This is a genomic window from Pectobacterium carotovorum (assembly GCA_016415585.1).
GTDB classification, from domain to species: domain Bacteria; phylum Pseudomonadota; class Gammaproteobacteria; order Enterobacterales; family Enterobacteriaceae; genus Pectobacterium; species Pectobacterium carotovorum_K.
Map to the genome: position 1 here is coordinate 4,479,745 of CP066552.1, position 12,006 is coordinate 4,491,750.

Here is a 12,006-nt window from a genome sequence, read left to right on the forward strand (position 1 = left end):
AACTGGGTCGGGTACTGACGTACCGTGCTATTCAGTCGGCATGCCACGCCGAAAAGCGTTATCCGTAATCATAGAAGCGTCAGCAGGCAGGAGCGTTCTGCTGACTGTCAGCGCCAGTTTAACGCTGACGCAAGGAGAAAAGCGTTGAAGCAGAAGAAAGGCGTCACCACGGCGACGATGAAAGACGTGGCGGATGAGGCCGGTGTTTCCACCGCCACCGTATCCCGAACGCTAATGAATCCGGAGAAAGTCTCTGCGACCACCCGCAAGAAGGTCGAACAGGCCGTTATCACCGTTGGCTATTCGCCCCACGCACTCAACAGAAACCTCAAGCGTAACGAATCACGCACGATCCTGGCGATCGTCCCGGATATCTGCGATCCCTATTTCTCCGAAATATTTCGCGGGATCGAGGAAACCGCCGCTGAACACGGCTATCTGGTACTCATTGGCGATTGCGCTCACCAGCATCAGAAAGAAAAAACCTTCGTCGACCTGATTATTACCAAGCAGATCGACGGCATGGTGTTACTCGGCTCCAATCTGCCGTTTGATGCAGGCCAGGAAGAACAACGTCATTTCCCACCGATGGTGATGGCCAATGAGTTCTCGCCGGATCTGGCATTACCCACCGTGCATATCGATAACCTGACCGCTGCCTTTGAAGCCGTACATCATCTGCATCAGGCGGGTCATCAGCGCATCGCCTGCATTGCTGGCCCAGAGCATATGCATCTGAGCCAATATCGTCTACAGGGCTATATTCAGGCTCTGCGCCGCAACGGGATTCTCATCGATAACCAATACATTTTTCGGGGCGATTTCACCTATGAAACCGGGATTAACGGCCTGATTGCGCTGATGCAGCATCCGCAGCCGCCCAGCGCGGTCTTCTGTCATAGCGACCTCATGGCACTGGGCGTGCTGGCGCAGGCCAGAAAGATGGGGCTGGACATCCCGCGCGATCTCTCCGTTATCGGTTTCGATGATATCGAACAGGCGCAGTACAGCTGGCCGCCTCTGACTTCTGTCGCCCAGCCCCGTTATCAGATCGGACGCGAAGCAATGCTGCTACTCTTAGAGCAATTGCAAGGTAACACGGTACAGAACGGCTCCCGTCTGTTGTCCAGTGAACTGGTCATACGCGACAGCGTTGCCGCCCCGAATTACGCCCGTAACAGGCTTTAAGACTTCAGGTGCTGGTCAAATATTTGAGGGTTCAGTAACATGACCCCCTAATTATGTTAATTACCTATCAATTCACAGCGAAACAACAGTGGCACAAAGAGACTACGTGAGCCGAGGACGTTCATCAGGGACACGTCGGAAAACGACAAATAGCCGAAAAAAAGGCAACGCTTCAGGTGCGTCCAAAACGATGGTCGCGCTTGCTGTTGCCGTTTTGGTCACCTTCGCGGGCGGTCTGTACTTCATCGCCCATAATAAACCCGAAGAATCCCCCGTCCTGCCGCATCAAAACGTAGGCAAAGGGAACGGGCTACCGCCCAAGCCGGAAGAACGCTGGCGCTACATCAAAGAGCTGGAAAATCGTCAGTTGGGCGTAACCACACCAACGGAGCCTTCCGCAGGTGGCGAGATTCGGTCACCAGTGCAGTTGACGAACGAACAGCGCCAACTGCTGGAGCAGATGCAGTCTGATATGCGTCGTCAGCCAACGCAGCTTTCCGAGGTGCCATATAACGACCAGACGCAGGTTCCGCGCTCTCAGGTGACGATTAAGCCGCAGACACAACCGATGCAGCAGCCTGTCGTGACGACGCAGCCCACCACGCGGGCACCTGTGGTCACGCAAACGACGCCTGTGGTACCAAGACAAGACATTCCAAGACCAGAAACGCCAAAACAGGAAGCGCCGAAGCAGCAACCCATCAAACAGCCTGAAGCACCAAAAGTCGAGAAAACGCAACGCTGGGCAATTCAGTGCGGCTCCTTCAAAACCCTCGATCCTGCCGAGTCAGTAAGAGCACAGCTAGCGTTTGCGGGTATTGAAAGCCGCATCACCTCTAACGGTGGCTGGAATCGTATTATGCTGGGGCCTTATAACAACCGTGCTGCCGCAGATAGCATGCTCCAACGTCTTAAGGGCGCGGGCGCATCAAACTGTATTCCTCTTGCCAGCGGGGGTTGAAAAAACCCGCGCTTTCCCCCATTTATAAAATCAATGTGCCCCGAATCATACGGGGATCTTTTTCTTCAAACGGGGACTGACTCGTGACAACAATTGTAAGCGTACGCCGCAAAGGCCTAGTGGTCATTGGCGGTGATGGACAAGCCACTCTGGGCAACACCGTGATGAAAGGCAACGTGCGTAAGGTACGTCGTCTCTACCATGACCGCGTCATCGCGGGCTTCGCAGGCGGTACAGCAGATGCCTTCACCCTTTTTGAGCTTTTTGAGCGCAAGCTGGAATTGCATCAGGGTCATCTGGTGAAAGCCGCTGTCGAGCTGGCGAAAGACTGGCGTACCGACCGTATGCTGCGCAAACTGGAAGCCTTGCTGGCCGTCGCGGACGAAAATTCCTCACTGATCATTACCGGTAATGGTGATGTTATACAGCCTGAGGACGATCTTATCGCCATTGGTTCTGGTGGCCCTTATGCACAGGCCTCCGCACGCGCTTTACTGGAAAATACCGAACTGGGTGCCCGTGATATTGTAGAGAAATCTCTGGGGATTGCTGGCGACATCTGTATCTACACCAACCAATTCCACACGATAGAAGAATTAGCCTCCAAGGCGTAAGGATCAACTATGTCTGAAATGACCCCGCGCGAGATAGTCAGCGAACTCGACAGCTACATCATCGGCCAGCATAAAGCGAAACGCGCCGTCTCCATCGCGCTGCGTAACCGCTGGCGCCGTATGCAGTTGGATGAAGCTCTCCGCCATGAAGTGACGCCTAAAAACATTCTCATGATCGGCCCGACCGGCGTCGGTAAAACCGAAATCGCTCGTCGTCTGGCGAAGCTTGCCAATGCGCCGTTCATCAAAGTAGAAGCAACCAAATTCACCGAAGTCGGCTATGTTGGTAAAGAAGTTGACTCCATCATCCGCGATCTGACGGATTCCGCGATCAAAATGGTGCGCCTTCAGTCCATCGAAAAAAACCGCTTCCGTGCGGAAGAGATGGCGGAAGATCGCATTCTCGACGTGCTGATTCCTCCGGCGAAAAACAACTGGGGACAGGCAGAAAACACACCGGAGCCTTCCGCCGCACGTCAGGCATTCCGCAAGAAACTGCGTGAAGGCCAGTTGGACGACAAAGAGATCGAGATCGATCTGGCTGCCGCTCCTGTTGGCGTAGAGATCATGGCACCACCGGGCATGGAAGAGATGACCAATCAGCTACAGTCCATGTTCCAGAATCTGGCAGGACAGAAGCAGAAAGCCCGTAAGGTCAAAATCAAAGATGCCTTCAAGCTGTTGATAGAAGAAGAAGCCGCTAAGCTGGTGAATCCAGAAGAGCTGAAACAGCAGGCGATTGACGCGGTCGAACAGCACGGTATCGTATTCATCGATGAGATCGACAAAATCTGTAAGCGCGGCGAAAGCTCCGGCCCGGATGTGTCCCGTGAAGGCGTTCAGCGCGATTTGCTGCCTCTGGTTGAAGGCTGCACTGTATCGACCAAGCACGGTATGGTCAAAACCGACCACATCCTGTTTATCGCGTCCGGTGCGTTCCAGGTTGCCAGCCCGTCCGATCTGATTCCAGAATTGCAGGGGCGTCTGCCGATTCGCGTAGAGTTGCAGGCACTGACCACAGAAGATTTCGAGCGCATTCTGACGGAACCCAGCGCCTCGCTGACCGAGCAGTACAAAGCGCTGATGGCGACAGAAGGCGTGGAGATTTCATTCACCGCCGATGGTATCCGCCGTATTGCCGAAGCAGCCTGGCAGGTAAACGAAAGCACCGAGAATATCGGTGCGCGCCGTCTGCATACCGTGATGGAGCGTTTGATCGAAGACGTCTCTTACGACGCCAGCGAAATGAACGGTCAAAGCGTTACCATTGACGCAGATTATGTACGTAATCATCTGGATGAATTAGTAGCAGATGAAGATCTGAGTCGATTTATCTTATAATCCGTTTTCGCGGATCGCACGATTAACGATAAAGTGGGAGGCGTTGGCCTCCCACTTTTGTTTCTGACACCGCCATCACTGACTTTTTTGTTTATAAACGGATGATTCACGCAAGTGAATCGTCAATAAAAATTGAAGCACACCATGACCTTATCGATCCATAGCAGCAAAACCAAAGCCTGGCTGGATAGTCTGCGTCCAAAGACGTTGCCATTAGCTTTTGCGTCCATCGTCACTGGCTCGGCGATTGCGAGCTGGCATAGCAGCTTTAAACCGGGCGTAGCATTACTAGCATTGTTGACCGCCGGACTGCTACAAATCCTTTCCAATCTGGCGAACGACTATGGGGATGCGATAAAAGGCAGCGACACCGAGGAACGTATCGGGCCATTGCGCGGCATCCAGACCGGTGCTATTACGCTGGCACAACTGCGCACTGCGCTGATCGTAACCATCGCGCTCACCATTATTTCCGGTGTGGCGCTGGTCATTCTCGCGTGTGAAAAACCAGCGGATATCTTCGGTTTTCTGATTCTGGGACTACTGGCAATTTTCGCCGCTATCACCTATACCGTCGGTAATAAACCCTATGGCTACATCGGGCTCGGCGATATCTCGGTGCTGATCTTTTTCGGCTGGCTCAGCGTCGCGGGGTCGTATTACCTGCAAACCGGGCATTTCGACAGCGTCGTGATGCTACCTGCGACAGCCTGCGGTCTATTGGCGACGGCGGTGCTCAACATCAACAACCTGCGCGATATCGACAACGATCGTATCAGTGGAAAGAACACGCTAGCGGTGCGTCTGGGTGCGGAAAAAGCGCGCTTCTACCACACGATGCTGCTGTTGCTGGCTCCGGTTTGCCTCGGCCTGTTTGCCACGTTTTATCTGCACAGTCTGGCGGGCTGGCTCTTTATTCTGACGCTCCCGTTGCTGATTCAGCAGGCACGCTATGTGCTGCGTGAAACCAGTGCGTTCAGTATGCGCCCGATGCTTGAAAAAACGGTAAAAGGCGCGCTGCTGACCAACATTCTGTTCGCTGTCGGCGTGATATTGAGTTAGTGCGGGTAAAGTGAGCACAGGCGAAAAGCAGCGCGTATTTACTGATACGCATCAAGTTAACATTTGATGATTTTGCCAACAGCCGCCAGAAAGGGATATACTCATGATTCCGGCGGCAAACAGACGTTAATCCTATGAAATACGATACTTCCGAACTGTGCGATATCTACCACGAAGAGGTGAATGTTGTTGAGCCTCTGTTCTCTAATTTTGGCGGGCGTACTTCATTTGGTGGCAAAATCACCACGGTGAAATGTTTTGAAGATAACGGCCTGCTGTTCGATCTCCTTGAAGAGAACGGCCTCGGGCGCGTGCTTCTGATCGATGGCGGGGGCTCGGTGCGCCGCGCGTTGATCAACGCGGAAATCGCCCGGTTGGCGACGCAAAATGAGTGGGAAGGCATTGTCGTTTATGGCGCAGTGCGTCAGGTTGACGATTTGGCTGAGCTGGATATCGGTATTCAGGCGATGGCAGCGATTCCTGTCGGTGCAGGTAGCGAAGGCATCGGCGAGAGCGATATTCGCGTCAACTTCGGTGGCGTCACCTTCTTCTCTGGTGACCATCTGTATGCCGATAATACCGGTATTATTTTGGCGGAAGACCCGCTGGATATTGAATAATATCGTTGAGTTGGTCGCATTTTTATTGCGGAAACCTCACCACAAAAAAGGGCGATACACGCCCTTTTTTATTTGGCTCAATCGATAAGCCGTTCCTTCGTCTGAGCCAGCAAGTCCGATTAGACTTCTTCCATTTTGCCTAACAGCGCGCGCAGGCGCTCTTGCCATACCACTTGCTCTTCTTTCAATTGCTCGTTCTCGCGCACCAGCGCTTCACGTGAACCCGCTGCCGCCTGAACATCCTGCGACAGCGCGTTGTTCTGCTCTTTCAGCTCTTCAATTTCCATTTGCAACAGCGTGATGGTATCAATCGCCTGCTGAACTTTCGCTTCCAGCTTTTCAAACACTTCAAATGACATTCTTCAAACCCCTTTTAATCGCAACAAGGCAAAGATCGGTTAACGCTGGCTTTCGAACTCTGTAACCAACACCCAACGGTGTCGCCATCCGCCCGTAAGCATAATCCTGACCGCGGGACGGCTGACAAGACAGACCATAGCGAAATTGTATGTAGCCAACCGCCACCTGTCTAGCGCACATCCCCCACTACGCGAGTGTGGCAGCTTTTCTTACGTAACACTATCAGTACAAACTGAAAAACAGGCAGTACAAACTGAAAAACGGACAGCCGAAACGGAAAAATGAGCGGCGTAAACTGAAAATGACTCCTGTTCGCTTCCCCATTACTCCTATAGACCCCAAATAATTCAAGTTGTAGGAAGGCGGCAATCGCACGACAAATCGGTTCCAGACCGATTTGAACAGCGCTAGCGCTGGCCCGAAGGGTGGGCCTCATTAATCCCCAGGAGCTAATACCAGTAAGTAACTGGGGTGAGTAAAGACAAATCGGCCTAGCCGATTTGAACGCCGCTTGCGGCGGCCCTTCAGGGCGAGGCTCAGTGATGAGCCGAGTATTGCCAACGCATCTACAGCTTGAAGTATGACGGGAAGTGTTAATAAATTTAACCTGAGCGTTACTATCAACCATGGGCGAAAAACCACCGTGAGTCATCTTATAAGCGAATACGCTCATTTTCTTGACGCACAACACACATTTTAATTTCGATATTTCTCGTTTTCGAGCATTAACGATAAATTCACATCATAAATACATTTAAAACAGAGGATGCTCCCAACGGTATCCTTAGACCTACCACTCTGTATGTTACCCAGCAGGAAAAAAATATGAGCCAAGTAGAACGTTCAACGCTAAAAGGCCAGTGCATCGCCGAGTTTCTCGGCACTGGCCTGCTGATTTTCTTCGGTGTCGGCTGTGTCGCCGCCTTGAAACTGGCGGGAGCCAGTTTCGGACAGTGGGAGATCAGCATCATTTGGGGTCTGGGAGTTGCGATGGCAATCTACCTGACCGCCGCCATTTCCGGTGCTCACCTCAACCCGGCCGTCACTATTGCCCTGTGGCTGTTTGCCTGTTTCGATGGCCGCAAGGTGGTGCCTTACATTCTGGCGCAGATTGCAGGGGCATTTTGTGCCGCGGCACTGGTCTACGGTCTGTATCACAATCTGTTCGTGGATTTTGAACAAACCAACAATATGGTGCGCGGCAGCACGGAAAGCCTGAGTTTAGCGGGCATTTTCTCAACCTATCCGAATCCGCACATTTCTGTCATGCAGGCACTGCTGGTTGAGACCGTCATCACCGCTATCCTGATGTGCCTGATTCTGGCGCTGACCGATGATGGTAACGGCATCCCACGTGGGCCACTCGCTCCGCTGCTGATCGGTATTTTGATTGCCGTTATCGGTGCATCTATGGGGCCGTTGACCGGCTTCGCCCTTAACCCAGCGCGTGACTTTGGTCCTAAGCTGTTCGCTTTCCTGGCGGGCTGGGGCAACGTAGCCTTCACCGGTGCACGCGACATTCCTTACTTCCTGGTTCCCATCTTCGGCCCCATTATCGGTGCCTGTCTGGGTGCCTTCGGCTATCGCGCACTGATTGGCCGCAATCTGCCATGCGATGTGTGTGAACCCGAGGCAGAAACTACCCCCCGTCGTGAAAGCCGTTAAACTTAACGCCACGACCATCCTATTTCACGGTTAATCATTACAGGATTGGATTTATGAACCCGGAAAAAAAATACATTGTCGCAATCGACCAGGGCACAACCAGCTCCCGCGCCGTCGTACTGGATCACGATGCCAATATCGTTAGCGTCTCGCAGCGTGAATTCACCCAAATCTATCCAAAAGCAGGTTGGGTAGAGCACGACCCAATGGAGATTTGGGCATCACAAAGCTCAACGCTGGTCGAAGTACTGGCTAAAGCCGATATCAACGCGGATGAAGTCGCGGGCATTGGTATCACCAACCAGCGTGAAACCACCGTCGTATGGGAAAAAGAGAGCGGTAAGCCGATTTATAACGCCATTGTCTGGCAGTGTCGTCGTACCACTGAGATCTGCGAAAAGCTGAAGAAAGACGGTCTGGAAGAGTATGTTCGCAACACCACCGGGCTGGTGGTCGATCCCTACTTCTCTGGCACCAAGGTGAAATGGATTTTGGATCACGTTGAAGGCTCCCGTGAGCGCGCCAAACGCGGTGAACTGCTGTTTGGTACCATCGATACCTGGCTGATTTGGAAAATGACGCAAGGGCGTGTTCACGTAACGGATTACACCAACGCCTCCCGCACCATGCTGTTTAACATTCATACGCTGGAATGGGATACCCGCATGCTGGAAGCGCTGGATATTCCACACGAGATGCTGCCGGAAGTGCGCGCGTCTTCAGAAGTCTACGGCCAGACCAACATTGGTGGTAAAGGCGGTACGCGTATTCCTATCGCCGGTATCGCAGGTGACCAACAGGCGGCGCTGTACGGCCAGCTTTGCGTCAACCCAGGACAGGCGAAAAACACCTACGGTACGGGCTGCTTCCTGCTGATGAACACCGGTAAAGAAGCGGTGCTGTCCAAACACGGCCTGCTGACCACCATCGCCTGCGGCCCACGCGGCGAAGTTAACTACGCGCTGGAAGGCTCCGTGTTCGTTGGTGGTGCTTCCATCCAATGGCTACGCGACGAGCTGAAGCTGATCGGCGACTCAATGGACTCCGAATACTTCGCGACGAAAGTGAAGGATTCTAACGGCGTCTATGTCGTCCCTGCCTTCACCGGCTTGGGTGCCCCTTACTGGGACCCGTATGCCCGTGGCGCGATCTTCGGTCTGACCCGTGGCGTGAATGCTAACCACATCATCCGCGCAACGCTGGAATCGATTGCCTTCCAGACCCGCGACGTACTGGATGCCATGCAGGCGGACGCCAATACGCGCCTGAAAGCGCTGCGTGTCGACGGTGGCGCGGTTGCCAACAACTTCCTGATGCAGTTCCAGTCCGATATTCTCGGCACGCGCGTGGAACGTCCAGAAGTGCGTGAATCCACCGCGTTGGGTGCAGCTTTCCTCGCTGGCCTTGCTACTGGCTTCTGGAACGATCTGGATGAAGTGAAGAGCAAAGCGACTATCGAGCGGGAATTCCGCCCCAGCATCGAAACGGTAGAGCGCAACGTTCGCTACAGCGGCTGGCAGAAAGCCGTCGCCCGTGCCCGTAGCTGGGAAGATCACAACGCCTAATCCATCCACTAATCCATCAACAACGGGCGCGCTTGTCGCGCCCGTTTTTTAATCTCGCTCAACCGCCCCTCCCCCATTGTGATAAAATCCCCGCCCACATCCTAATGTTGATCGTTTAAGAACCGAGATACCGGAGCGACCACAGTGCGAGGTGTCCCTGCGGGAACCTCATCACCGTGTTTCCCCTAAATCCATGCTTAAGTGGCTAACATGAGGCCGCTTCTTTTCCCGATCGACAACAGACAGGTATTTATGAAACGTGAATTAGCCATTGAGTTCTCACGCGTCACCGAAGCAGCCGCGCTGGCAGGCTATAAATGGTTAGGCCGTGGCGACAAGAATGCCGCCGACAATGCTGCCGTACAGGCGATGCGCATCATGCTGAATCAGGTCAATATCAACGGTCAGATTGTCATCGGCGAAGGGGAAATCGACGAAGCGCCTATGCTGTTCATCGGCGAGCAGGTCGGCACTGGTCAGGGCGATGCCGTAGACATCGCCGTCGATCCGATTGAAGGCACGCGGATGACGGCAATGGGTCAGGCGAATGCGCTGGCCGTGCTGGCCGTCGGCGAAAAAGGGGCGTTTTTGCACGCACCAGACATGTACATGGAAAAGCTGATCGTCGGCCCCGAGGCGAAAGGGTCGATTGACCTCAACCTGCCGCTGGCGGACAACCTGCGCAATGTCGCACTGAAACTGGGCAAGCCGCTCAGCCAGTTAACCGTGACAACGCTGGCTAAACCGCGCCACGATGCCTGCATCGCAGAAATGCAGCAACTGGGCGTGAAAGTGTTCGCGATTCCAGACGGTGACGTCGCCGCATCCATCCTCACCTGCATGCCGGACAGCGAAGTTGACGTGCTGTACGGCATCGGCGGAGCACCCGAAGGCGTGATTTCAGCGGCCGTTATCCGTGCGCTTGATGGCGACATGCAGGGGCGTTTGCTGGCACGTCATCAGGTCAAAGGCGGTAGCGTTGAAAACCGCCGCATCGGTGAAGATGAGCTGGCACGCTGCCGCCAAATGGGCATCAAAGCGGGTGGTGTCCTCAAGCTTGATGACATGGCGCGCAACGATAACGTGATTTTCTCCGCGACCGGCATCACCAAAGGTGATTTGCTAGACGGGATCGCGCGTAAAGGCAATATGGCTACCACAGAAACACTGCTAATCCGCGGCAAATCCCGCACGATCCGCCGGATTAAATCAACGCACTACCTGGATCGTAAGGATCGCACGCTGCACGAATTCCTGCTGTAGCAGACGACTGCCTGGCTAACAGATTGTTTCACAGTTGTTAATAAATGGCGTATCGTAGATGCACGACTTACATGCAAAAATAGCAGCGTCTAATGCAAGCAACAGGAGCAGAAAAATATGGCTGAATGGGTGACAGGCAAGGTGGTTCAGGTGGAAAACTGGACAGAAAGTCTGTTTAGCGTTCGGGTTCACGCGCCCACCGATGCATTCACTGCCGGGCAGTATGGCAAACTGGCGCTGGAGATTGATGGCGAGAAAGTGCAGCGCGCTTATTCCTACGTGAATGCGCCTAGCGATCCCACGCTTGAGTTCTATCTGGTGACGGTACCAGAAGGCAAGCTCAGCCCGCATCTGCATGCGCTGCAGCCCGGTTCAGACGTCATGATCGTCAAAGAGGCTGCCGGCTTTTTCGTGCTGGAAGAAGTGCCTGATTGTGAAACGCTGTGGATGCTGGCAACAGGCACGGGCATTGGCCCTTACCTGTCGATTCTTCAGGAAGGCAAGGATCTGGAGCGTTTTAAGAACATCGTACTGGTTCACGCCGCCCGCTTCTCACGCGATCTGAGCTATCTGCCGCTGATGCAGCAATTACAGCAGCGCTACCACGGTCAACTGCGTATTCAAACGGTCGTCAGCCGGGAAGAGGAAACGGGCTCGCTGACGGGCCGCATTCCCCAGCTTATCAGCAGCGGTACGCTGGAAGCCGCCGTGGGCTTGCCGATGGATGCAGCAACCAGCCACGTCATGCTGTGCGGTAACCCGCAGATGGTACGCGACACTCAACTGTTGCTGAAAGAAGAGCGTCAAATGACCAAGCACCTGCGCCGCAGGCCCGGTCATATGACCGCCGAAAACTATTGGTAAACCGCGTTTTATACCAACTAGCGGCGGAAACGAAACGGCTCCGCCGCTGCTCCAAAACGATTTTCCCCTTTTGTCCCCAGAAAAACGCCGCAGTCGAGCAGCGTCATCACGACAATCAGGATCGGCAAAAAGCGGCCAATGCCCCACTGCCAGATGGACGAAAACATCGTCCAATTCCCTGAGGCCAACATCCACGCCACCACTAACAACAGCGCCCACCAGCCGCTCTTATTACGGTCATGCAGCCGTTTCACCATAATCGCCGCCGTCGGCCACAGCAGTACCACCAAACCAAACGCCGTCGATTGCGTATCCAGCCAGCTTTGGCCGGAGAGCGTAAACAGCACCGCCATCAATGCGACCCAAATCGCCATCCAAAGCCAGAAATCACGACGACCGACCCGGCCTTTAAACGAGAAGCACCACTGCTGTAATGTCATTAACGATAACGCCCTGAATTGTCAGCCTGTCTGGCCGAATTAATCTATATTTAATCGTGGCTG

The 12,006-nt window shown here is 53.9% G+C and carries 12 protein-coding genes; 10 read left to right on the forward strand and 2 right to left on the reverse strand.

All coding sequences use genetic code 11. From position 1 onward, the window contains the following. Nucleotides 1–144 precede the first annotated feature (144 nt). From cytR to rraA, 6 genes are all read left to right on the forward strand, one after another. A complete protein-coding gene (cytR, locus tag JFY74_20005; GenBank protein ID QQG28297.1) occupies nucleotides 145–1,188 on the forward strand; it encodes a DNA-binding transcriptional regulator CytR in 1,044 nt (347 codons plus the stop codon). A gap of 88 nt (nucleotides 1,189–1,276) precedes the next feature. Beyond that, nucleotides 1,277–2,149 (forward strand): cell division protein FtsN, encoded by an 873-nt coding sequence (ftsN, locus tag JFY74_20010; protein QQG28298.1) that lies wholly within the window; start codon nucleotides 1,277–1,279, stop codon nucleotides 2,147–2,149. An 83-nt stretch (nucleotides 2,150–2,232) separates the two neighbouring features. Continuing rightward, on the forward strand, nucleotides 2,233–2,763 hold the full coding sequence (gene hslV, locus JFY74_20015; protein ID QQG28299.1) for an ATP-dependent protease subunit HslV: 531 nt from the start codon (nucleotides 2,233–2,235) through the stop codon (nucleotides 2,761–2,763). Between the two features lie 9 nt (nucleotides 2,764–2,772). Continuing rightward, nucleotides 2,773–4,104 carry an HslU--HslV peptidase ATPase subunit gene (hslU, locus tag JFY74_20020; GenBank protein QQG28300.1) on the forward strand — a complete coding sequence of 444 codons (1,332 nt, stop codon included), beginning with the start codon at nucleotides 2,773–2,775 and terminating at the stop codon, nucleotides 4,102–4,104. Nucleotides 4,105–4,248: 144 nt separating this feature from the next. Next, nucleotides 4,249–5,166: a 1,4-dihydroxy-2-naphthoate polyprenyltransferase gene (locus JFY74_20025; protein QQG28301.1), complete on the forward strand. Its 918-nt coding sequence runs from the start codon at nucleotides 4,249–4,251 to the stop codon at nucleotides 5,164–5,166. 134 nt (nucleotides 5,167–5,300) lie between these two features. Beyond that, complete coding sequence (gene rraA, locus JFY74_20030) at nucleotides 5,301–5,786, forward strand: ribonuclease E activity regulator RraA (protein ID QQG28302.1); 486 nt, start codon at nucleotides 5,301–5,303, stop codon at nucleotides 5,784–5,786. Nucleotides 5,787–5,905: 119 nt separating this feature from the next. Here rraA and zapB read toward each other — a convergent pair whose 3' ends face one another. Beyond that, nucleotides 5,906–6,145, reverse strand: coding sequence for a septal ring assembly protein ZapB (gene zapB / locus JFY74_20035; protein QQG28303.1), 240 nt, complete (start codon nucleotides 6,143–6,145; stop codon nucleotides 5,906–5,908). Nucleotides 6,146–6,971: 826 nt separating this feature from the next. Here zapB and JFY74_20040 point away from each other — a divergent pair. From JFY74_20040 to fpr, 4 genes are all read left to right on the forward strand, one after another. After that, nucleotides 6,972–7,811 carry an aquaporin family protein gene (locus JFY74_20040; GenBank protein QQG28304.1) on the forward strand — a complete coding sequence of 280 codons (840 nt, stop codon included), beginning with the start codon at nucleotides 6,972–6,974 and terminating at the stop codon, nucleotides 7,809–7,811. A gap of 53 nt (nucleotides 7,812–7,864) precedes the next feature. Next, nucleotides 7,865–9,376 carry a glycerol kinase GlpK gene (glpK, locus tag JFY74_20045; GenBank protein QQG28305.1) on the forward strand — a complete coding sequence of 504 codons (1,512 nt, stop codon included), beginning with the start codon at nucleotides 7,865–7,867 and terminating at the stop codon, nucleotides 9,374–9,376. 252 nt (nucleotides 9,377–9,628) lie between these two features. After that, complete coding sequence (gene glpX / locus JFY74_20050; protein ID QQG28306.1) at nucleotides 9,629–10,639, forward strand: class II fructose-bisphosphatase; 1,011 nt, start codon at nucleotides 9,629–9,631, stop codon at nucleotides 10,637–10,639. 117 nt (nucleotides 10,640–10,756) lie between these two features. Then, nucleotides 10,757–11,503, forward strand: coding sequence for a ferredoxin--NADP(+) reductase (gene fpr, locus JFY74_20055; GenBank protein ID QQG28307.1), 747 nt, complete (start codon nucleotides 10,757–10,759; stop codon nucleotides 11,501–11,503). Between the two features lie 17 nt (nucleotides 11,504–11,520). Here fpr and JFY74_20060 read toward each other — a convergent pair whose 3' ends face one another. Then, nucleotides 11,521–11,943 carry a DUF805 domain-containing protein gene (locus tag JFY74_20060; protein ID QQG28308.1) on the reverse strand — a complete coding sequence of 141 codons (423 nt, stop codon included), beginning with the start codon at nucleotides 11,941–11,943 and terminating at the stop codon, nucleotides 11,521–11,523. Nucleotides 11,944–12,006: the final 63 nt, after the last annotated feature.